16 protein-coding genes and 1 tRNA gene are annotated in these 22,762 nt (G+C 65.0%); 3 read left to right on the forward strand and 14 right to left on the reverse strand.

All coding sequences use genetic code 11. From position 1 onward, the window contains the following. Positions 1–8 precede the first annotated feature (8 nt). From gap to polA, 12 genes are all read right to left on the reverse strand, one after another. Entirely contained in the window at positions 9–1,019 is a 1,011-nt protein-coding gene (gene gap, locus F8O07_RS07915) for a type I glyceraldehyde-3-phosphate dehydrogenase (RefSeq protein WP_158031526.1), read from the reverse strand. Positions 1,020–1,268: 249 nt separating this feature from the next. Then, positions 1,269–1,889, reverse strand: coding sequence for a superoxide dismutase (locus tag F8O07_RS07920; RefSeq protein ID WP_158031527.1), 621 nt, complete (start codon positions 1,887–1,889; stop codon positions 1,269–1,271). Positions 1,890–2,068: 179 nt separating this feature from the next. Continuing rightward, positions 2,069–3,031: a DNA-binding protein WhiA gene (whiA, locus tag F8O07_RS07925; protein ID WP_158031528.1), complete on the reverse strand. Its 963-nt coding sequence runs from the start codon at positions 3,029–3,031 to the stop codon at positions 2,069–2,071. A 6-nt stretch (positions 3,032–3,037) separates the two neighbouring features. Beyond that, a complete protein-coding gene (rapZ, locus tag F8O07_RS07930; protein ID WP_158031529.1) occupies positions 3,038–3,985 on the reverse strand; it encodes an RNase adapter RapZ in 948 nt (315 codons plus the stop codon). Further along, entirely contained in the window at positions 3,951–5,891 is a 1,941-nt protein-coding gene (gene uvrC, locus F8O07_RS07935) for an excinuclease ABC subunit UvrC (RefSeq protein WP_158031530.1), read from the reverse strand. Before uvrC ends, rapZ begins: the two co-directional genes overlap by 35 nt. Positions 5,892–5,893: 2 nt before the next feature. Further along, positions 5,894–8,818 (reverse strand): excinuclease ABC subunit UvrA, encoded by a 2,925-nt coding sequence (gene uvrA, locus F8O07_RS07940; protein WP_158031851.1) that lies wholly within the window; start codon positions 8,816–8,818, stop codon positions 5,894–5,896. A 257-nt stretch (positions 8,819–9,075) separates the two neighbouring features. Next, positions 9,076–11,214 (reverse strand): excinuclease ABC subunit UvrB, encoded by a 2,139-nt coding sequence (uvrB, locus tag F8O07_RS07945; RefSeq protein ID WP_158031531.1) that lies wholly within the window; start codon positions 11,212–11,214, stop codon positions 9,076–9,078. A 57-nt stretch (positions 11,215–11,271) separates the two neighbouring features. Continuing rightward, entirely contained in the window at positions 11,272–11,562 is a 291-nt protein-coding gene (locus F8O07_RS07950; RefSeq protein ID WP_158031532.1) for a GNAT family N-acetyltransferase, read from the reverse strand. A gap of 55 nt (positions 11,563–11,617) precedes the next feature. Beyond that, complete coding sequence (gene coaE / locus F8O07_RS07955; protein ID WP_158031533.1) at positions 11,618–12,217, reverse strand: dephospho-CoA kinase; 600 nt, start codon at positions 12,215–12,217, stop codon at positions 11,618–11,620. A gap of 283 nt (positions 12,218–12,500) precedes the next feature. After that, positions 12,501–13,958: a 30S ribosomal protein S1 gene (rpsA, locus tag F8O07_RS07960; protein ID WP_158031534.1), complete on the reverse strand. Its 1,458-nt coding sequence runs from the start codon at positions 13,956–13,958 to the stop codon at positions 12,501–12,503. Between the two features lie 194 nt (positions 13,959–14,152). Continuing rightward, the gene (locus F8O07_RS07965; RefSeq protein ID WP_158031535.1) at positions 14,153–15,160 is read right to left on the reverse strand and encodes a thiamine-phosphate kinase; all 1,008 of its coding nucleotides are present in this window, start codon (positions 15,158–15,160) and stop codon (positions 14,153–14,155) included. After that, positions 15,160–18,036, reverse strand: coding sequence for a DNA polymerase I (gene polA, locus F8O07_RS07970; protein WP_158031536.1), 2,877 nt, complete (start codon positions 18,034–18,036; stop codon positions 15,160–15,162). The genes F8O07_RS07965 and polA overlap by 1 nt, the downstream gene beginning before the upstream one ends. Positions 18,037–18,154: 118 nt before the next feature. On the opposite strand from polA, the gene F8O07_RS07975 reads away from it, so the two are divergent. After that, on the forward strand, positions 18,155–18,586 hold the full coding sequence (locus F8O07_RS07975) for a PaaI family thioesterase (protein ID WP_158031537.1): 432 nt from the start codon (positions 18,155–18,157) through the stop codon (positions 18,584–18,586). Between the two features lie 149 nt (positions 18,587–18,735). Here the strand turns inward: F8O07_RS07975 and F8O07_RS07980 are convergent, their stop codons facing one another. Then, entirely contained in the window at positions 18,736–19,404 is a 669-nt protein-coding gene (locus F8O07_RS07980) for an ANTAR domain-containing response regulator (protein ID WP_158031852.1), read from the reverse strand. A 103-nt stretch (positions 19,405–19,507) separates the two neighbouring features. Here F8O07_RS07980 and F8O07_RS07985 point away from each other — a divergent pair. Together F8O07_RS07985 and F8O07_RS10595 are read left to right on the forward strand one after the other, a co-directional pair. Then, positions 19,508–19,590 (forward strand) — tRNA-Leu (locus F8O07_RS07985). A gap of 59 nt (positions 19,591–19,649) precedes the next feature. Then, complete coding sequence (locus F8O07_RS10595) at positions 19,650–21,341, forward strand: alpha/beta-hydrolase family protein (protein WP_192496708.1); 1,692 nt, start codon at positions 19,650–19,652, stop codon at positions 21,339–21,341. Positions 21,342–21,353: 12 nt separating this feature from the next. On the opposite strand, the gene F8O07_RS08000 is transcribed toward F8O07_RS10595, so the two are convergent. Beyond that, positions 21,354–22,637 (reverse strand): SLC13 family permease, encoded by a 1,284-nt coding sequence (locus F8O07_RS08000; RefSeq protein ID WP_158031539.1) that lies wholly within the window; start codon positions 22,635–22,637, stop codon positions 21,354–21,356. Between the last annotated feature and the right edge of the window lie 125 nt (positions 22,638–22,762).

A 22,762-nucleotide genomic window follows, 5' to 3' on the forward strand; every position in this document is an offset into this window, starting at 1 on the left:
GTGCAGGCTCAGCCCAGCTTCGATGCGACGAGCTTGGTCAGGTCGACGACGCGGCTCGAGTAGCCGAACTCGTTGTCGTACCAGCCGACGAGTTTCACCGTGCTGCCGACGACGCGAACCAGAGGGGCGTCGAAGACGGTCGAGTACTGGTTGCCGACGATGTCGCTCGAGACGATGGGAGCCTCGCTGTACTGCAGGTAGCCCTTGAGCGTGGTGGCAGCCGCCTCGCGGTAGACGGCGAGGATGTCGTCGACCGTGACCTGCTTCGACGACTCGATCGTCACATCGGTCAGCGAGCCGTCGGGCACCGGCACGCGCACGGCATAGCCGTCGAGCTTGCCCTTGAGCTCGGGGATGACGAGGCCGATGGCCTTGGCGGCACCCGTCGTGGTCGGCACGATGTTGATCGCGGCCGCGCGGGCACGGCGCAGGTCTTTGTGCTTGGAGTCGACGAGACGCTGGTCGCCGGTGTATGCGTGCACGGTGGTCATGAGGCCGCGTTCGATGCCGAAGGTGTCGAGGAACGGCTTCAGCAGGGGCGCGAGGCAGTTCGTGGTGCACGACGCGTTCGAGATGACGTCGTGTCGCTCGGGATCGTAGAGGTCGTCGTTGACGCCCATGACGAATGTGGCGTCTTCGTGCTTGGCCGGAGCCGTGATGATGACCTTCTTGGCCCCCGCCTCGATATGAGCCCGGGCGTTGTCGGCGTCGTTGAACTTGCCGGTGCCCTCGATCACGATGTCGACGCCCTGATCGCCCCAGCCGAGCTCGCGAGGATCGCGTGAGCTGAGCGCCGTGATCTCACGGCCGTCGACGATGAGCTTGCCTGGTGCCGTCTCGACGTCGTGGTCCCAGATGCCGTGCACGGAGTCGTACTTGAGCAGGTGAGCCTGGGTCTCCAGGTCGCGAAGGTCGTTCGCGGCGACGATCTCGAAATTGGTGTCCTGCTGGTCGAGAGCCGCACGCAGGACAGTCCTGCCGATGCGACCGAATCCGTTGATCCCAACCCGAACTGTCACGAGCGTTCTCCTTCGATGCTTCGATGCGTCACGTATTCGACGGGAGATGTCCCGCCACAGCCATTCTACTGAACTCCGTCAGGCTCCGCCGCTCGGGCGCTCGAAGAGGCCGAACGTCGCAGCGAGATCCATCCCCCGAAACGCAAAGCACCCCACGGCATCCGTCGGATGCGTGGGGTGCTCGGTCGACCGGGAGTGTCTCTCGGTCTGTGCGCTGAGGCGATCGTCCGCCTCTTCGGCCCGGGACGGTCAGAGGGTGATGATGCCCTGAGTGCCGTTCTTGGCGGCTGCGAAGCGCTCGGCGACGTTCTGCCAGTTCGCGATGTTCCAGATCGCCTTGACGTAGTCGGCCTTCACGTTCAGGTAGTCGAGGTAGAAGGCGTGCTCCCACATGTCGACCAGGAACACCGGCACGGTCGCCGCAGCGTGGTTCGACTGGTGATCGTGCAGCTGCTCGATGATGAGGCGCTGGCCGAGGCTGTCCCATGACAGGGCAGCCCAGCCCGAACCCTGGATGCCCAGTGCTGCGGCCGCGAACTGCGCCTGGAAGTTCTCGAACGAGCCGAAGAACTCGGTGATCGCGGCGTCGAGCTCACCCTCGGGACGCTGCGTGTCGGGGCCGAGGTTGGTCCAGAAGATGGTGTGGTTGACGTGGCCGGCCAGGTTGAAGGCGAGATCCTTCTCAAGCTGGTTGATGTCGCCGTAGCTGCCGCCCTCGCGAGCGGCCTCGAGCTTCTCGAGTGCGGTGTTGGCGCCCTTGACGTAGTTCGCATGGTGCTTGTCGTGATGCAGCTCCATGATCTTTCCGCTGATCGACGGCTCCAGCGCCGAGTAATCGTAGGGAAGATCGGGAAGGGTGTAGACAGACATGACAACTCCTCACAGTTCACAGATGTGACGGTCGAAACCGACCGCCCTGTGTGCGAGTGTACTCAGCTGTGGCGGCGAACGACGCAAGAGATGCGCAATGTCATACGACGTTCACTGACCGCGAAATGCTTGTTCGGTCAATTGACCGAAGACGCCGTGCGCACCTGCCCGAGGGTCGATCAGCGCACGCTGTCGGGCACGTTGGCCTCGGTGCCCGGCACTCCCAGCTCTTTCGCACGGCGATCGGCCATGGCCAGCAGGCGACGGATGCGACCGGCGACGGCATCCTTCGTCAGCACGGGATCGGCGAGGCGACCCAGTTCGTCGAGACTCGCCTGTCGGTGCTGCAGGCGAAGATCGCCCGCCTGACGCAGATGATCGGGGATGTCATCGCCGAGGATCTCGAGCGCCCGCTCGACGCGCGCGCTGGCTGCGACGGCTGCCTGAGCCGAGCGCCGCAGGTTCGCGTCGTCGAAGTTCACCAGTCGGTTGACGTTGGCTCGCACTTCACGACGGTGCCGCACCTCTTCCCACTCTTCGAGGGTGTGCGTCGCACCGAGCAGCCGCAGCATCGTCGCGATCGCCTCGGGCTCACGCACCACCACTCGGTGCGACCCGCGGATCTCGCGTGCCTTCGTGACGACGCCGACGCGACGGGCCGTGCCCACGAGGGCCATTGCCGCCTCAGCGACCGGGCACACCACTTCGAGTGCCGAGCTGCGCCCGGGGTCGCTCAGCGAGCCGGCCGCCAGAAACGCTCCCCGCCAGACGGCGCAGGAGATCTCGGGCGAACCGTTGACCAACGCGCTCGGCAGGCCGCGCACGGGACGATTGCGGGTGTCGGTCATCCCGGTCTGGCGGGCCAGAATCTCTCCCCCGCGCGGGATGCGCAGCACGTACTCGCCGGGTGCCCCCACGCTCTCGACGAGCTGTGCCGGGGCACCGTACAGTTCGGCCAGGCCGCGCCGCACCCGTTCAGTGAGTTCGGGAGAGTCGAGCACGACCTCGATGACGATATGACCGGAGATGTGATGCAGACCGCCCGCGAAACGCAGCAGACTGGCGAGCTCAGCTGCGCGCAGTCGACCGGTCGGGTATCGGTGCCTCATGAGCTCCTGTTTGACTTGGGCTGTCAGTGGCACCGCAGGTCATTCCTTTCCAAGGTCTCTGTGTGTGACTTCGACGATGAGATCTGGATGTTTGCGCAGTCTGCGCGCCATCTCGTTCGCCGTGGCCACCGAGCGATGTTTGCCCCCCGTGCACCCGAAGGCGAACATCGCGTGACGCTTGTTCTCACGCAGGTATCCGTCTATCACTGTGCCCAGCACACGCTCGTAGTCACTCAGGAACTCCTGTGCTCCTGGCTGGCCGAGCACATATTCTCTCACATCGTCGTCAGCACCGGTGTGCGCTCGAAGCTCTTCGACCCAGAACGGATTCGGCAGAAAGCGCATGTCTGCCACCATGTCGGCGTCGAGCGGAATGCCGTACTTGAAGCCGAAACTGGTGATCGTCACGGTGACGGTGTCGGCCTGGTCGCCGCCGAAGAGGTCAAAGGCACGGTTGGTCAGCTGATGCACGTTGAGACCGGTGGTGTCGATGATGGTGTCGGCACGACCGCGCAGTCCCGCAAGCAGCTGACGCTCAGCCCGGATGCGCTCGACCAGCGTGCCACCGCTCTGCAGCGGGTGCGGACGCCGCACCTTCTCGAACCGTCGAACGAGTTCGGCGTCGCTCGCCTCGAGATAGACCACCCGCATCGGCACGGCGAGGCCGTTGAGCGCATCGAGCTGCGCGTCGAGATCGCTGAACACCGTGCCCCCGCGCACGTCGATGACGACAGCCAGGCGACGGATGTCGTGCTCGCCGTCTTCGACGAAGTGCGCCAGCGGAACCAGCATCTTGGGCGGCAGGTTGTCGATCACGTACCAGCCCATGTCTTCGAGCGCGTTCGCAACGGTCGAGCGTCCGGCACCTGAGAGCCCGGTCAGGATCAGAAACTCGCTGCGCTCTGCGTTCGGCTGCGCGCCTGCGGACGTCGCAGAGTCCGTCTGCACGGGGTCACTCTGCACTGTCTCGCTCACGCTCGCCTTCATGATCATCAACCTTAGCCCGATTGCGGTGCTGCCATTCAGCGAGTCTCTGGGCAGTCGTCGCGCCGATGCCGGGCACGGCGCAGAGCTCTTCGACGCCGGCCTCGGCGACACGGGCCGGAGAGCCGAAGTGACGCAGCAGATCGCGTGCGCGACGGTCGCCGATGCCCGGCACTGCGGCGAGGTCGGTCTCATAGGCTTTCGTGCGGGAGTTGCGCTGATAGGTGATCGCGAATCGATGGGCCTCGTCACGGATGCGCTGCACCATGAACATCGCCTCGCTGTTGCGCGGGAGGATCACCGGGTAGTCGTCGTCCGGCACCCAGAGCTCCTCGAGGCGTTTGGCGATGCCGGCCAACGCGATGCGGTCGGCGAACCCGTGCTCTTCGAGCGCACGCTTCGCGGCCGCCACCTGAGGTGCACCGCCGTCGACGATGATGAGGCTCGGAAAGTACTGGAACGAGTTCTGCCGAGGATCTCGGGGAGCATCCGAGGGCGATCCCGCCGGACTCTGCTGCTCCCGCAGATGTGCGAGACGACGTGAGATGACCTGGTGGATCGAGGCGGTGTCGTCGTTGGTGCCCACGATCGAGAACTTGCGGTAGTCCCGCTTCTTCGGCAGGCCGTCCTCGAAGACCACCATCGAGGCCACGACATCGGTGCCGCCGAGATGTGAGATGTCGTAGCACTCCATGCGCAGCGGCGCTTCGCTCATGCCCAGCGCCCGCGCGATCTCGGTCAGAGCGCTGCTGCGCGCCACATAGTCGCTGGCACGCTTCATCTTGTACTGCCTCAGCGCCTCAGCGGCGTTCGTGGTGACCGTCTGCTGCAGCGAGAGCTTCTCACCGCGCTGCGGCACGCGAAGATGGACCGGACCGCCCCGACGACGTTCGAGCAGCTCGGTGACGGCCTCGGCATCCGCCGGCATCGCAGGCAGCAGAATCTGCACCGGCACGGTCAGGGGACGATCCGCATCATCGAGATAGACGTGCTGCAGCGCCTGAGCCAGGAACTCGGAGTCAGGCATCTCGAGCTCTTTGTCGATGAGCCAGGTGCGCACGCCGCGAATGCGTCCGCCGCGAACCATGAACACGTGCACGGCTGCGTGCAGATCGTCGTCGCTGATGCCGAGCACGTCGGCGTTCTCGTGGTCGGAGAGCACGACCGCCGTCGAGGCGAGCACGGAGTCCAGAGCCTGCAGCTGATCACGCAGCCGCGCCGCCTGCTCGAACTCGAGGTCGTCGCTGGCGCGCTGCATGCGCTGCCGCAGGTCACGAATATAGGCCTGATCCTGACCTGCCATGAAGCGGATCACGTGCCGAGCGGTCTCTCTGTGCTCGTCGATCGAGACCCGACCGACGCAGGGGGCCGAGCATTTGCCGATGTCGCCGAGCAGACAGGGCTTGCCGGTGCGCTGTGCGCGCTTCAGCGTGGAGGCCTTGCAGCTGCGCATCGGGAACACTTTGAGCAGCGAGTCGATGGTCGAGCGCAGGTCGTAGACCTTGACATACGGGCCGAAGTATCGATCGCCCTTTTTGTGCCGGCCCCGTGTGATCGTGACGCGAGGGATCTCTTCGGACATCGTGAGCGCGAGGTACGGGTACGACTTGTCGTCTTTGAACTGCACGTTGAACGGCGGATCGAACTCTTTGATCCAGGTGTACTCGAGCTGCAGCGCCTCGAACTCGCTGCCCACGATCGTCCACCGCAGCTCACGGGCGGTCGTGACCATGCGTCGAGTGCGCTCGTGCAGCGTGTGCAGCGGAGCGAAGTAGCTGCTGAGCCGTGCACGCAGGTTCTTTGCCTTGCCGACGTAGATCACGCGGCCGTTGGCGTCGAGCCACCGGTACACTCCCGGCTTCGACGGGATGTCACCCGTGCGCGGTCGCCACGAGAGATCTTCGGCCACAGTCAGCGGGCCTTCCCCGCCGAGCGCGTCGCTGCACCCTCAGCCTGCGACTTCGAGGCACTTCGGTCGAAGATCTCGGCCAGGAATGCTCCAGTGTGGCTCTCAGGCACCCGGGCGACCTCTTCCGGGGTGCCCTCAGCGACGACCGTGCCACCGCCGGAGCCGCCCTCAGGCCCCATGTCGATAATCCAGTCGGCGCTCTTGATCACGTCGAGGTTGTGCTCGATGACGATCACCGTATTGCCCTTGTCGACGAGTTCGCGCAGCACGATGAGCAGTTTGCGCACATCTTCGAAGTGCAGACCCGTCGTGGGCTCGTCGAGCACATAGACGCTTCGCCCGTTCGAACGACGCTGCAGTTCGGTGGCGAGCTTCACACGCTGCGCCTCTCCGCCCGAGAGCGTCGTGGCGCTCTGCCCCAAGGTCACGTAGCCGAGCCCGACGTCGACCAGCGTCTTCATGTAACGGTGGATACTGTTGATCGGCTCGAAGAACTCGGCGGCCTGAGCGATGGACATGTCGAGCACCTCGGCGATGTTCTTGCCCTTGTAGCGCACGGCGAGCGTGTCGCGGTTGTACCGAGCGCCGTGGCAGACCTCGCAGTCGACATAGACGTCTGGCAGAAAGTTCATCTCGATCTTGAGCGTGCCGTCGCCGTTGCAGGCCTCGCAGCGGCCTCCCTTGACGTTGAACGAGAAGCGACCTGGTAGGTACCCGCGCGCCTGAGCCTCGGGAGTCTGCGCGAAGAGCTTGCGAATCTGATCGAACACTCCCGTGTAGGTCGCCGGGTTCGACCTCGGAGTGCGGCCGATCGGGCTCTGATCGACGTGCACCACTTTGTCGAGCTGTGAGATGCCGGTGATGCGGGTGTGTTTGCCGGCCACGTTGCGCGCATGGTTGAGCTTCTGAGCGAGCACGCGATAGAGGATGTCATTGACCAGCGTGGACTTGCCCGAACCGCTGACCCCGGTCACCACGGTCATCACACCGATCGGGAAGCTCACGTCGACGTCGCGCAGATTGTTCTCACGAGCGCCCACCACCGAGATCTGTCGCTGCTTCGAGGTGCGGTGTCGCTTCTCGGGCAGCGGGATGCTGCGCCGCCCCGCCAGATAGTCGCCAGTGATCGAGTCACGATTCTGCAGCAGGGCCTCGTAACTGCCTGAGTGAATCACTCGGCCGCCGTTGACGCCCGCACCCGGGCCGATGTCGACGATCCAGTCGGCTGCCTGAATGGTCTCTTCGTCGTGCTCGACCACGAGCAGCGTGTTGCCGAGATCTCGAAGCTTGCGCAGCGTCGCGATCAGACGGCGGTTGTCACGCTGGTGCAGACCGATCGAGGGCTCGTCGAGCACGTACAGCACTCCGGTCAGACCCGATCCGATCTGCGTCGCCAGGCGGATGCGCTGGGCCTCACCGCCGGAGAGCGTTCCAGCAGTGCGCGAGAGCGAGAGGTAGTCGAGGCCGACTTCGAGCAGAAAGTCGAGTCGGGCGCGCACCTCGCGCAGCACCGGCTCGGCGATTGCCGTCTCACGCTGGCCGAGACGCAGGTGACTGAAGAACTCGGCGGTCTGGTCGAGCGGCATCTTGACGACGTCCCAAATGCTGAGGCCGTCGACTTTGACCGAGAGCACCTCTGGCTTCAGTCGGGCTCCGTGGCACACTGAGCAGGGCACCTCGCGCAGGTACGGCTCGTAGCGATCACGCTGCGCGTCGCTCTCGGCTTCGAGCCAGTGACGGTGCACGTAGGGCAGCACTCCTTCGAACCCGCTGGTGTACTTGATCTCGCGTCCGAAGCGGTTGCGGTAGCGCACCTTCACGTTGAAGTCTTTGCCGTTGAGCACCAGCGCCCGGGCCTTCGCGCTGAGCTTGTGCCATGGCGTGTCGAGCGAGAAGCCGTTCTCATCGGCCAGGCCTTCGAGCACGTGCTCGAAGAAGTGCGAGAGCCCTTTGCTCTGCGTGCTCCACGGCAGAATGGCTCCATCATGAATCGACGCCTCGGGGTCGCCGATGACCAGTTCTTCGTCGACGCTCATCGCCGTGCCGAGGCCGGAGCACTCGGGGCAGGCGCCGAAGGGTGCGTTGAACGAGAAGGTCCGCGGTTCGAAGTCGGTGACCGTGATGGTGTGGCCGTTGGGGCACGAGAGGTCTTCGCTGAAGACCCGCTGACGCTCCCCTGTCTCGTCGTCATCGGAGCGATCGACGAAGTCGGCGATCACCAGTCCGTCCGCCGCTTTCAGGGCCGTCTCGACCGAATCGGTGAGCCGCGTGTCGATTCCCGGCCGCGCCACCAGACGGTCGACGACCACCGAGATGTCGTGTTTGAAGGTCTTCTTCAGCTTGGGCGCCTCTGAGAGCTGCACAGTGTCTCCGTCGACGACGGCACGTGCGAAGCCCTGGGCCTGCAGGTTGGCCAGCAGGTCGACGAACTCGCCCTTGCGCTGACGCACCACCGGGGCGAGCACTTGGAAGCGCGTGCCCTCTGGCAGTTTGAGCAGTTCGTCGACGATCTGCTGCACCGTCTGACGCTGAATCACCGCGTCGCACACCGGGCAATGCGGAGTGCCCGCACGGCTGAACAGCAGTCTCAGATAGTCGTAGATCTCGGTGATGGTGCCGACGGTCGACCGCGGGTTGCGGTTCGTCGACTTCTGATCGATCGAGACCGCAGGGCTCAGGCCCTCGATGAAGTCGACGTCGGGGCGGTCGACCTGCCCGAGAAACTGCCGCGCATAGGCAGAGAGGCTCTCGACGTAGCGACGCTGCCCCTCGGCGAAGATGGTGTCGAAGGCGAGTGACGACTTGCCCGAGCCGCTGAGCCCGGTGAAGAGCACCAGTGAGTCGCGGGGAAAGCTCACATCGATGTTGCGCAGGTTGTGCACCCGCGCGCCGCGCACCTCGATACGGTCGTTGGCTCGTTTCTGCATGCGAGCGGGATGTGCGCTGCGAGTCTCAGCGGATTCCGACTGGTCTGCCTCTGCCTGCTTCGAGAGGCGAGCCTGCGCCGTCGTCTCGCTCGCTGTGGGTGCTGCGCCGTTCTGCGCGGTGCTGCTGGCCTGGTGCGTCATGATGATCTTCTTCGTGAGGTCGTCGGTGCTGGGGGATGTCGGAGTCGTATGGTTCTGGCGTCGTACGCGCACTCATGCCGTGTTGCGCTGAGTGCGGATGCCGGAGCGGGTCGCACTCATCGGAGATCGGCTTTCTGCACACTGCGCAGTTCGCTCTTCACGTCTTTGAGCTCATCGCGCAGGCGTGCCGCCAGTTCGAACTGCAGCTCTTTGGCTGCCTGAAGCATCTGCTCGTTGAGCTCGGCCGCCAGCTTCGAGAGCTCTTCGACGCCGTGGGCGTCTTCGAATCGGGGGGCCGGGCCTGCGTCTCCGGTGGAGCCGATCGTGGTCTCGACCCCGACGGCGTCGGCGGTCTTCTGATGGCCGCGGCCGTGTTTTGCCGCCGCGCCTCGGCCTTTGCGACCGTGACCCGACATGAGCTCTTGGGTGTCTTGGTCTTCGCGGATGATCTGGTCGGTGATGTCGGCGATCTTCTTTCGCAGCGGCTGCGGGTCGATGCCGTGGTCGTCGTTGTACTGCTTCTGGATCTCGCGCCGCCGATTCGTCTCATCGATGGCTCGACGCATCGAGTCGGTGACGGTGTCGGCATACATGTGCACCTCGCCGCTGACGTTTCGTGCGGCTCGACCGATCGTCTGCACCAGTGAGGTGGTCGAACGCAGGAACCCCTCTTTGTCGGCATCGAGGATCGCTACGAGGCTGACCTCGGGAAGGTCGAGCCCCTCGCGCAGCAGGTTGATGCCGACGAGCACGTCGAAGGTGCCTCGGCGCAGTTCGGTGAGCAGCTCGACGCGGCGCAGCGTGTCGACGTCGGAGTGCAGGTACTCGACGCGCACGCCGTTGTCGGCGAGGAACTCGGTGAGGTCTTCGGCCATCTTCTTGGTCAGCGTGGTGACGAGCACGCGTTCGCTGCGGTCGACGCGCTGCCTGATCTGTTCGAGCAAGTCGTCGATCTGTCCCTTGGAGGGTTTGACCACGACGAGCGGATCGAGCAGGCCGGTGGGGCGGATGATCTGCTCGACGACGCCGTCGGCGTGCGACAGCTCGTACTGCCCTGGGGTGGCCGAGAGGTAGACGGTCTGCCCGACGCGGTCTTCGAACTCGCTCCACCGCAGCGGTCGGTTGTCCATGGCGCTGGGCAGGCGGAAGCCGTGCTCGACGAGCGTGCGCTTGCGTGAGGCGTCGCCTTCGTACATGCCCCCGATCTGCGGCACGGTGACGTGAGACTCGTCGATGACGGTCAGAAAGTCGTCGGGAAAGTAATCGAGCAGGCAGTGCGGAGGCTCTCCAGGGGCACGACCGTCGATATAGCGGGAGTAGTTCTCGATGCCGCTGCAGAACCCGATCTGCTCGAGCATCTCGAGGTCGTAGCTGGTGCGCATCTTCAGACGCTGGGCCTCGAGCAGCTTGTTCTGCCTCTCGAATTCGTGCAGTCGCACGTCGAGATCGTCTTGGATCTCGCCGATGGCGCGACGCATCGTCTGGTCGCTGGCGACGTAGTGCGATGCGGGGAAGATCGCGACTGCGTCTTCGCTCTTCAATATCTCACCGGTCAGCGGATGCAGCGACGAGAGCGACTCGATCTCGTCGCCGAAGAGCTCGATGCGCATCGCCTGCTCGTCATAGACCGGGATGATCTCGATGGTGTCACCGCGCACGCGGAAGTTGCCGCGCACGAACTCGACGTCATTGCGCTTGTACTGCATATCGAGAAATCGATGAATCAGCTCGTCGCGGTCGATGCGGTCGCCCACGTGCAGCGACAGCATCGCCTGCAGGTATTCGTCAGGGGTGGCCAGACCGTAGATGCACGACACCGTCGAGACCACGATCACGTCACGCCTGCTCAGCAGTGAGCGCGTGGCCGAGTGACGCAGACGTTCGACCTCGGCGTTGACCGATGAGTCTTTCTCGATGAAGGTATCGGTCTGGGGAACGTAGGCCTCAGGCTGGTAGTAGTCGTAATACGACACGAAGTACTCGACGGCGTTGTGCGGCAGCAACTCGCGAAACTCGTTGGCGAGTTGAGCGGCCAGCGTCTTATTGTGCGCAAGCACGAGTGTGGGACGCTGCACTCGTTCGATGAGCCATGCAGTCGTCGCCGACTTGCCCGTACCGGTCGCGCCGAGCAGCACGACATCGCGCTCGCCATCGCGAAGACGATGCTCGAGCTGATCGATCGCCTGAGGCTGATCGCCGGAGGGCTGATAGGGGCTGACGACCTCGAACGGTCGTACTTCACGGGTCGGCTGCACGGTTACAGTCTAGTCGCAGAGTCGCCTGATATCGAACCTATGTTCGAATGGACGTCCTCAGTCGGCGAGAATCGAATTCCACTCGGGATGTCGCTCGAACCACCGCGCCGCATACCAGCAGGTGGGTCGGATGCGCAGCCCGCCCTGCTGGCTGATCAGGGTGACGGCCTGTTCGACTGCCTGGCCCGCATAGCCATGACCGCGCAGCGCCGGCGGCGTGAAGACATGGGTCAGCGCGATGACGGACTGTCGGTTGATGGAATAGTCGACTGCGCTGAGCAGTGCACCGTCTTCATCGCGCAGAACGAAACGCTCGGCCTCGATGTCTTGTGTGAATGTGGTGCTCATGGCCTCAATGGTAGCGGAGCCCTTCTGCTTTGTCAGCGACGATGCCGCCGACCGATCAGAGGTATGCCGCTGCCATCTGGTGCCAGATCTGCAGAGCGTTGCGCTCGGTGTCGGCGATCGTTCCGGAGGCGTCGACCACGAAGTCGGCGATCGCCTCACGCTCTTCGTCGCTGACCTGTGCGGCGACCCGCTGAGACGCCTCGACGACGGTGTACGCACGTTCGGCGATCAGACGATCGATCCGAGTCTGCTCCGGAGCGCTGACGGTCACCACGGCGTCGAATGGCTGGGGCAGGTCGGCTTCGACGAGCAGAGGCACGTCGTAGATCACGATCGACTCGTCCGGAGCCCCGGCGATTCGCTCGGCCACGCGGTCGCGCACCCGTGGGTGCACGATGGCGTTCAGCTGCGCGAGCTTCGCGGGGTCGTTGAAGACCTGTTCGGCCAATGCCTTGCGGTTCAGGGTGCCGTCGGGGTTCATCACCTCGTCGCCGAACGTCTCGTGAATCTCGTGCAGAGCGGGCTGTCCGGGTTCGACGACCTCGCGCGACACCTTGTCGGCGTCGATCACACGGGCGCCTTGTCGGGCGAAGATGCCGGCCACAGTCGACTTGCCTGCAGCGATTCCACCAGTGAGTGCGATGACAGTTGGCATGTGTCCACTGTATCGCCCGCGACCCCAGCCACGGGCTCGAACACGGGCTCGACCAGGGGCGCATCCCATCCCTGCCGCCGCATGCGCACCGTCGCAGGACGCCCCTCGTCACAGTTCACGCGCCCGCACTCGCACACCGGAGCGACGGTCACCGCAGAGTGACGCCAGCGCGCAGAAGACCGCCCCGCACACCGAAGAACGGTATGCGGGGCGGTCTGTCAGAACTCTCGGAACATCTCAGTGCAACGGCACAGGCCGCTGCGTCTCAGACGCTCCGACGAACTCAGTGCTGCTCGAGCTGCTCCTTGAGCGCGGCGAGCGACGCGTCGTCAGCCAGCGTGCCCTCGTGCTCGTTCGAGCTGTACGAAGTCGCCGAAGTCGACTCGCTTGCGCCGAAGCCGGCCTCGGACTCCTTGGCGTTCTGCTCGGCGACCTGCTTCTTGTGGGCCTCCCACAGAGCCTGAGCCTTGGCGTACTCCTGCTCCCACTTCTCGCGGGCCTCTTCGAAGCCGGGCTTCCACTCGTTGGTCTCGGGGTCGAAGCCTTCGGGGTACTTGTAGTTGCCCTGCTCGTCGTACTCGGTCACCATGCCGTACAGCGCGGGATCGAAGTCGGTCGACTCGGGATCGATGCCCTCGTTGGCCTGCTTGAGCGACAGCGAGATGCGACGACGGTCGAGGTCGATGTCGATGATGCGCACGAAGACCTCCTGGCCGACCTGCACGACCTGCTCGGCGAGGTCGATGTGGCGGTTCGAGAGCTCCGAGATGTGCACCAGGCCCTCGATGCCGTCGGCGACACGCACAAACGCGCCGAACGGAACGAGCTTGGTGACCTTGCCGGGGGCCAGCTGACCGATGGCGTGGGTGCGGGCGAAGACCTGCCACGGATCTTCCTGCGTCGCCTTGAGAGACAGCGAGACGCGCTCGCGGTCGCGCTCGACGGAGAGCACCTCGACGGTGACCTCCTGGCCGACCTTGACCACGTCTGACGCGTGCTCGATGTGCTTCCAGCTGAGCTCCGAGACGTGCACGAGGCCGTCGACGCCGCCGAGGTCGACGAATGCGCCGAAGTTGACGATCGACGAGACGACGCCCTTGCGAATCTGGCCCGGGCGCAGCTCGTTGAGGAACGAGGTGCGGGTGGCCGACTGGGTCTCTTCGAGCAGGGCACGACGCGACAGCACCACGTTGTTGCGGTTCTTGTCGAGCTCAAGGATCTTGGCCTCGAGCTCCTGGCCCAGGTACGGCGTCAGGTCGCGCACTCGGCGCAGCTCGATCAGCGATGCGGGCAGGAAGCCACGCAGGCCGATGTCGACGATCAGGCCGCCCTTGACGACCTCGATGACCGTGCCCTTGACGACACCGTCGGCTTCCTTGATCTTCTCGACGTCGCCCCAGGCGCGCTCGTACTGCGCACGCTTCTTCGACAGGATGAGGCGGCCTTCTTTGTCTTCTTTCTGAAGAACCAGCGCCTCGACCTCGTCGCCGACCTTGACGACCTCGTCGGGATCGACGTCATGCTTGATCGAGAGCTCGCGTGAGGGAATGACACCCTCGGTCTTGTAGCCGACATCGAGGAGTACCTCGTCGCGGTCGATCTTGACGACGGTGCCTGTGATGAGGTCGCCGTCATTGAAGAATTTCAGCGTCTTTTCGACCGCTGCCAGGAAGTCCTCTGATGAGCCGATGTCGTTGACGGCGATCTGCTCGGGGGCCTTCTGGTCGATTTCAGTTGACATTGAGTGGGTACTCCAGTGCGTGTGCTGCTCAGGTCGGGCGAGCTCGGCATTGGCCGCACTCTACTGCTCCCGACGATGGATGTTGGTGTGGACCGCACTCGGCTTGAGCATGATCCATTGTGCAACACTACCGGGTCTGATAAGCACCTGGCAAACACATCACTCGCGACACGCCGCAGTTCTCCAGGCTGACCTCAGCTGTGCCGAAAGTGGTCGAAGCCCAAGTACTCCGTGGGTCGACCGCTGAGCAGCACGCCGTGTTCGCCGCGTTCGATCACGGTGCCCACCGCCTCGAAGCCTTCGGGCAGCGCGGCGTCTGCCGCGAACGTGCCGAGCAGGCCGAAGTCCTCCCCTCCTGCCATGACGAGCTCCCACGGGTCGACCCCGAGAGTGTGCCGCGTCCAGCCGAGATCGGCGCAGCGCCCGGCCAGCGCGCCCGAGACGAAGTCGAGGGTGACGTCGGACGCAGCGGCGATTCTGGCGGCGTCGCGCGCGAGCCCGTCTGACACGTCGATGAGAGAGTGCGCGCCGTACGCAGCCGCACGCGCACCCAGCGAGACCGGAGGGTGCGGACGCAGCTGGGCATCCACCGCATGCTGAATCGCGCCGGTGCGCTCGAGGCCGCGCAGGTCAGGATCGTCTGTGCGCTCGCCCATCAGAATGCGCAGACCGGCGGCCGCGAACCCGAGCCGACCGGCATAGGCGACGACGTCGCCGAGCAGCGCGCCGCCGCGGGTCACGGGCTCAGCCACCTCGCCGTAGCTCGTCGCCTGCGAGGTGAACAGGCGGGCGTGTGAGAGGTCGCCGCCCCAGATCGACACCTGTGGAGCGAGTTCCTCCACAGCGTCGCGCACACCTCGCGCATACCCGATGAGGTCGGCAACGGTCGCATCGTGTCCGAGCCCCAGAGCCATCACCAGCCCGGTCGGCTGTGCGCCCATCGCCCCGATGTCCGAGAGATTGACCGCTGCGGTCTTCCAGCCGACGTCGTACGCGCTGAACTCAGGGAAGACGAAGTCTTCGTGCTCGATCAGCATGTCGCTCGAAGTGACCAGGCGCAGTCCGGGGGTCACCGTGATGACCGCGGCGTCGTCGTTCTCGACCTCGGTCGGGTGCTCCCCCGCCGGATACGCCTGACGCAGAATCGCGACGATCTGCTCTTCGGCGAGATCGCCGACACGAGTGGCGAGTGAGACCTTCATCAGTGCGCGGCCTTGTTCCAGCTGGTGCCGGTGCCGATGTGCACGTCGAGTGGAACATCGAGACTGGCCGCGTTCCCCATCGCGTCGGTGACGAGATCGCGGACGGCCTCCAGCTCGCCGTCGGCCACTTCGAGGATGAGCTCGTCATGCACCTGCAGCAGCAGCCGCGAGCGCAGCCCCTGCGTCGCGAGACGCCGGTCGACGGCCAGCATGGCGAGCTTGATGATGTCGGCGGCGCTGCCCTGAATGGGCGCGTTGAGAGCGGCGCGCTCGGCGTTGTCGCGCACCCGACGGTCACGCGAGTGCAGGTCGCCGAAGGGGCGACGTCGCCCATAGATCGTCTCGGTGTAGCCATCGACGCGAGCCTGCTCGACCACGTTGCGCAGATAGTCGCGCACGCCGCCGAACCGCCGGAAGTAGCCTGACATCAGATCTTTGGCCTCATCGCGCGTGATGCGCAGCTGGTTGGCCAGCCCGAAGGCGCTGAGCCCGTAGACGAGCCCATAGCTCATCGCCTTGACCTTCGAACGCATCTCGGGAGTCACTTCGTCGGGAGTCACGCCGAACACCTTCGACCCCACGTAGCGGTGCAGATCCTCACCGGAGTTGAACGCCTCGATCAGGCCTTCGTCGCGCGAGACGTGCGCCATGATGCGCATCTCGATCTGCGAGTAGTCGGCACTGATCAGCGTCTCGTACTCGGGAGCCGAGACGAACTGATCGCGAATGCGCCGCCCCTCTTCGGTGCGCACCGGAATGTTCTGCAGATTGGGGTCGGTCGAGCTCAGGCGGCCGGTCGCGGTGCCGGTCTGCTGATACGTCGTGTGGATGCGGCCGTCGTCTGCGACGGTGCGACGCAGACTGACCACCATCTGGGCGAGCTTGGTCGCGTCACGGTGTGCGGCGAGCAGCTCGAGGAACGGGTGCTGCGTCTGCTCGTAGAGCGCGGTGAGCGCCGCCTGGTTGGTCGAGTAGCCGGTCTTCGTCTTTCGGGTCTTGGGCATGCCCAGCTCGTCGAAGAGCACCTGCTGCAGCTGCTTCGGGCTGGCCAGGTTCGTCTCGTGCCCGATGACTTTGTAGGCCTCTGAGGCGATGTCGCGGGCTTTGTCGGCGAAGCTGTCGCCGAGCTGTTCGAGCCCGTCGACGTCGACTGCGATGCCGGTCGCCTCCATCTTCGCCAACACGGGCGAGAGCGGCAGTTCGATGTCGCGCAGCACCTGACCGCCGCGGGTGGTGTCGAGCGAGCGCACGAGCTCGCGCCCGAGTACGAGGGTCTGCCATGCGGCGAGCGCGGTGTCGCGGTCTGCCCCCGACGGCCCCGCTGAGCCGTCCGCGTTCGACGAAGCCTCCTCGTCTGCCTCGCCCGCAACGTCGAAGAGCGCGTCATCGGCGACCTCGTGCTCGAACTGCGAGGTGAAGAAGAGGTCTTCGCTCGCGCGCAGCGAGTAGTCGCTGCGCGTCGAGTCGAAGAGATACCAGGCCAGCTCGGAGTCGAGCACGATCCCACCGACGGCCTCCCCCACACTGCGCTCCGCCGCATCACGCGGCGCGGTGATGCCTGCACGGTCGAGCTCGTGCAGCATCTGCTTGAGGCCGTGCACCGCTTTGGGGTGCTCGCCTGCCAGCCACTGATGCAGAGATTCGCGGGTCGTCGTGTCAGAGCCGTCGGGCAGCGCGGCGACGCGCGACTCGTCTGCCGTGGCGAGCGCCATGGCGATGGGGCCGCCGTCTGCGATCTCGAATGCCAGGCCGACCGTGGCATCCGCCCCGAGTGACGCAGCCCAGGCGAGCAGCGCCGTCACCGAGGCGGCCTTGGTCGCTACTGGGGGTTCGGCCGTGATGACCGGCACCGGCAGACCGCCGTTGTGCGTCTGCCCGAACGAGGATGCCGTGGTCGCCTGAGCTGGCGCACTCGCGTTCGCACCGGCTCCGTTCGGTCCGGCGTCGATGCCGCTGACCGGCACCGCACGCTGCTTGACCTTGTGCAGCTGCCCGTCGAGCCCCTGCACACGCGCCTTCATGGTGCGCAGCTCGAGTTCGGTGAAGACCTGTTCGACGCGCTCGTGATCGACGCCACGCACTCTGAGGTCATCGAGGGTGACGGGCAGCTCGAGATCGCGGCGCAGCCGGTTCAGCCGACGGTTGCGCTCGACGTCGTCGATGTGTGCCCGCAGGCTCTCGCCCACCTTGCCCTTGATGGCGTCTGCGCTGGCGATGATGTCGTAGACGTCGCCGTACTTGTTGATCCATTTGGCCGCGGTCTTGGGCCCCACGCCGGGCACTCCCGGCAGGTTGTCGCTGGTCTCGCCGACCAGGGCGGCGATGTCTGGGTAGTGCTCGGGCGGCACGCCGTACTTCTCATGCACGGCGTCAGGAGTGAAGCGGGACAGCTGACTGACGCCTTTGACCGGGTAGAGCAGCGTCACGTTCTCGTCGACGAGCTGAAAGGTGTCGCGGTCGCCGCTGACGACCAGCACGCGCTCGCCGGCCTGCTCGGCGACGAGGCTCAGTGTGGCGAGGATGTCATCGGCCTCGAAGTTCTCTTTGGTGATGACCGTGATGTTCATCGCTTCGAGCACCTGCTGCAGGTGCTCGACCTGACCTTTGAACTCCTCTGGCGTCTCGCCGCGCGTGCCCTTGTACTCGGGGTACTCCTCGGTGCGGAACGAGTGACGCGAGAGGTCGAAGGCGACCGCGATGCGAGTCGGACGTTCTTTGTCAAGGAGGTTCAGCAGCATCCCAAGAAAGCCGTGGATGGCGTTGGTGTGCAGGCCCGACTCAAGCTGGAAGCTCTCGGGCGGCAGAGCGTAGAAGGCGCGGAAGGCGAGCGAGTGCCCGTCGATGACCATCAGGGTGTCTCGGGAGGTGTCAGTCACGCCCACCACCTTACCCGGCGAATCACGGAGCGGCCGTGCTCGTCTCATGCGGGCTACCGCGTCGGGTATCGTCTGCTGCACGAGCGATTCCACACGTCACAGACTCGAAGGAGTGCACATGTCGATCATCGATGCGGCCCGAACGGATGCGGCCCGGCGCCTGCTGGAGCAGCGGGGCACGCTGGGCGAGCTCGCCGAGAAACTGGGCATCGCGTTGGTGACCCTCTCAGCCGACGAGGCGGTGGCCACGATGCCCGCCGAGGGCAACCGCCAGCCCTATGGCGTCGTCAACGGCGGAGCCTACGTGACCCTCGGCGAGACCCTGGGGTCGTTCGCGGCGAACGTGCACGCGATCGATCGCGACAAGGTGGCGGTGGGCATCGAGATCAACGCGACGCACACCCGCTCGGTGCGCACCGGCACGGTGACCGGCACCTGCCGGGCGCTGCACCTCGGCGGAACGCTGACCACACACGAGATCACGATCACCGATGAGCAGGATCGTCTGATCTCGACGGTGCGCATCACGAACTTTCTGCGCAACGCGTGACCGGGGACGCGGACGGTGCGGCTGCCCAGCGCAGATGACAGACGCCACACCGGTGTATGTCGGTGTGGCGTCTGAACGGGTCTCTGTCTGATCTCTCTGTCTGATCTCTGTCTGAGACGGCGTCTGCGTGTCTCTGCGACCGTCAGCGGCTATTCGGCGTCGTCATGGTTCGGCTTGGGATGCTCGCTTTTCGAAGCGTGGTGATCGCCCTTGCCATGGTGGTCGCCTTTGCCGTGCTCTTTGCCATGGTCTGGATCGAGCTGCTGGATGACGGCCTGGGCGACCTCGCGCATCGTGGCGCGACGATCCATGCTGGCCTTCTGAATCCAGCGAAAGGCCTCGGGTTCGGTCATACCCATGCGCTGGTTGAGCAGGCCCTTTGCACGGTCGAGCAGTTTGCGGGTCTCAAAACGCTCGACGATGTCGGCGACTTCGTCTTCGAGGGCCTTGAACTGCGCGTGGCGCGAGAGGGCGATCTCGATCGCCGGAATCAGCTCTGCCGGGGTGAAGGGCTTGACCACATAGGCCATCGCGCCCGCCTCGGAGGCCCGCTCGACGAGTTCTTTCTGGCTGAACGCGGTCAGCAGCACGACAGGGGCGATGCCCTCGTCGGTGATGTGCTGAGCGGCGGTGATGCCGTCCATCTCGGGCATCTTGACGTCGAAGACGACGAGATCGGGCTTCAGCTCACGAGCGAGCTCAAGGCCCTTCGCGCCGTCGCCGGCCTCGCCGACGACGTCGAACCCGGCGTCTTGCAGGGTGTCGACGATATCCATGCGGATGAGCGACTCGTCTTCGGCGACGACCACGCGTCGCATCGGTTTGGGGGCTGCGGTTTCATCACTCACACGCCTAGCTTACGGTATGATGACGTCGGCCGTGTGTCGTTGGCCGACCACCGGTCGGTCTTCGATGATGCTGGCCCAAGTGGCGGAATGGCAGACGCGGGGCACTCAAAATGCTCTGCCCGAGAGGGCGTGTGGGTTCGACTCCCACCTTGGGCACTGTTTTCTCTATCTGCCACCGGTTTTCGGCGATGACGCGCCACGTCTACACTCGTGAGGTGACCACCACCCCGCGCCAGACGCTCACTCGAGTCGCGCAGCGGATCTTTCGAGTGCTCAGCAGCAACTTCGACCTCGTCGGTCTGGTCATCGGGCTGAACCTCTTCTGGGCGTCGCTCACGCCATCGCTCATGCCTCGCAGCTGGTACTGGCAGGGGCTGATCAGCGGCATCCTCGTCGTGATCGGCTACGGTCTCGGCGCGCTCCTGGGCCATATCGTGCGCGCACTGATCAGCTGGCGCCCGTCCAAGACCCTCGGGCAGCGCGTCTCGCTGGCATGCCTCACGATCGTGATGGTCGTGAACGTCTACTGGCTGTCGATCTATGTCTGGTGGCAGGACAGCGTGTATCCGCTCAGCGGCTTCACGCGCCCCCAGCTCAGCCTCGTGCAGATCATCGGTCAAACCGTGCTGATCGTGCTCATGACCATCGCCGTCGCCTGGGGCATCCTGCTGATCGTCCGAATCGGACGGCGTGCGATCGGCACGTTCTGGCGCGTCCTGATGCACCGCAGCGGCATACGTCGCATGCCTCCGTTCTTCGGCCGCACGGTGGCCTTCGTCGTGGTCGTCGTGGCGCTGGCCGTGGTGTTCGACACCAGCGTGCGCCCCACACTCCTCGGCGTCATGGACAGCTTCTACACCACGAAGAACGACCGTGACGCCGGGCTCGAACAGCCGACCGATCCGCTGCGATCCGGCAGCGACGCATCCCTCGTCTCGTGGAACTCTCTGGGCTGGCCGGGCAAGACCTTCGTGCAGAGCGGCCCGAGCACCGACGAGATCCAGTCGTTCAACCCGGGACAGCCGACGGTCGACCCCATTCGCGTCTACGTCGGCAAAGAGTTCTCGAACAACATCTCGGAACAGGCTCGCATCGCGGTCAAAGAGCTCGAACGCACCGACGCTTTCGACCGTCAGGCCCTGCAGATCGTGGTCACCACCGGCACCGGCTGGGTCGACACTCAGTCGACCAGACCGCTCGAATATCTCTACAACGGCGACGTGGCGACCGTGTCGATGCAGTACTCCTTTCTGCCCAGCGCGCTGTCATTCGTCTTCGACCGCGACCGCGTGGAGCAGACCGCACGCTCGCTGATCACCGGCGTTCGAGAGGCGGTCGACCGGCACGAGGCGCAGACCGGTCATCGCCCCAAGCTCTTCGTCTACGCGCAGAGCCTCGGTGCGTACGGTACGCAGAACGCCTTTCCCGACCTGAGCGATCTCGTGGCGGGCACTGACGGCATCGTCTTCGCCGGCACGCCCGGCATCAGCGAGACGCACCAGCGTATGACCGCCATGCGCAACGGATCGCCCTGCGTCGAGACCGAGGGCCAGTCGGTGCTGTTCGTCGAGCGTCGCGAAGACATCGACGCGAGCTGTGCGGGGCGGCCGCGCCTGATGTACATGCAGAACGTCTCAGACCCGGTGGTGAAATGGCAGAGCAGTCTGATCTGGCGTGAGCCCGACTGGGTGGCCGCCGAGAAGGCGAAGGGGCAGCTCACCCCGTATTTCACGTGGATGCCCGGGGTCACCTATCTGCAGATGACGCTCGACATGCTCATCTCGGGTTGGGCGCCGGCGCTCTACGGCCACAACTACGGATCGAGCGCCGTTCCGGCCTGGCAGCGTCTCTCCGGGGTGCAGTGGGACGACGCGCGCACCGACCGACTCATGGAAACCATCAGGTGAGTCGTCCGGGTCTCAGCGCATGCCCGCCCACGTCGGCACCGCGGCGACGAGCCACCCGACCGCCGGCCCGATGAGACACATCAGGCCTGCGTAGATCAGCATGCGTCGGTAGTACCAGTCACGGATTCTCTCATCCACGTTGGCCAGCAGCATCGCCCCGTTGGTGGAGAACGGACTGATGTCGACGATGGTGGCCGAGAAGGCCAGCGCCGCGACGAACCCGGCGATGCTCACCTCGCTCTGCTTCAGGAACGGAACGGCCAGCGCGATCACGACGCCGATGATGCCGAGCGACGAGGCCAGTGCCGAGACGAACCCTGCGAGGTAGAAGAGCAGCAGCGCCGCGATCAGCGGTATCGCGATCGCCTGGATCCCTCCAGACACCCACTCCACGGTGCCGGCCGACTCGAGCACGGCGATGTAGGTCAGCACCCCGGTGATCAGCACGAGCACCGACCATGAGACGCGTTTCAGCGCCTGCGTGCCCTCGGACGGGCTGATGCAGGCCAGCACGATCCCGACTCCGAGGCAGACCACGCCGATGTTGAGGTTGAAGATCAGAACCAGGACGACCATGATCGCCAGACCTGTCAGAGTGAGCAGCTGAGACCGGTTGAGGCGCCCGGAGCGGGTGACTGCCCCGGCTGCGGCAGCAGTGCTGCCCACAGCGGATGCGCGAGTCGCATGCTCTGTCATCTCGGGGTCGTCTCTCCCGCGCAGCACGAACCAGGTGACCAGCGCGAAGAGCACGTTGAGCACGAACGGAATGGCGAAGAGCGAGAGCGGAGCGGTCGGCAGACCCTGCTTCTCAAGGTAGCCGTTGATGAACACCCCGTAGACGCTGATCGGAGAGAAGGCTCCGGCCAAGGCGCCGTGAACGACCAGCAGGCCCATCATCAGCTGATTCATGCGGTTTCGCCGGGCCAAGCTCAGCGCCAGCGGAGTGATGATCGCGACGGCGAACAGCGCGCCGCATGCGATCAGCACGGCCGTGAGTGCGAAGAAGATCCACGGGGCCAGGTGGTGACGTCTGCCGATCAGCTTCATACAGCCGCCGACGAGCACTTCGATCGCTCCGTTGTTCTGCGCGAAGCCGAACAGGAACGTCAGTCCCAACAGCGACACGAACAGATCGACGGGGAACCCCGCCCAGATCTCTTTGACGTCCATGCCGAGCATGGTCGATCCGAGGGCGAACGCGGCGACGAATCCGAGCACGCCCATGTTGACGCCTCGCCACGTGGCGAGCACGAACATGACGGCGAGCAGTAGGATTGAGACGACTTCAGGGCTCATGGACGAGTGGCTTTCGGGGTGTCGCACGAGTGACAGGCGGTATCGCCAGCGTCACTGTGCGGAGGTTGGTCTGCGGCGGCTCGTGGCCAGGGCCCGGCGACCGGTGGTATCGGTCATCGGGCCGA

Origin of the sequence: Pseudoclavibacter sp. CFCC 13796, from assembly GCF_008831185.1 — a bacterium.
In the GTDB taxonomy this organism is placed as follows: Bacteria; Actinomycetota; Actinomycetes; order Actinomycetales; family Microbacteriaceae; genus Pseudoclavibacter_A.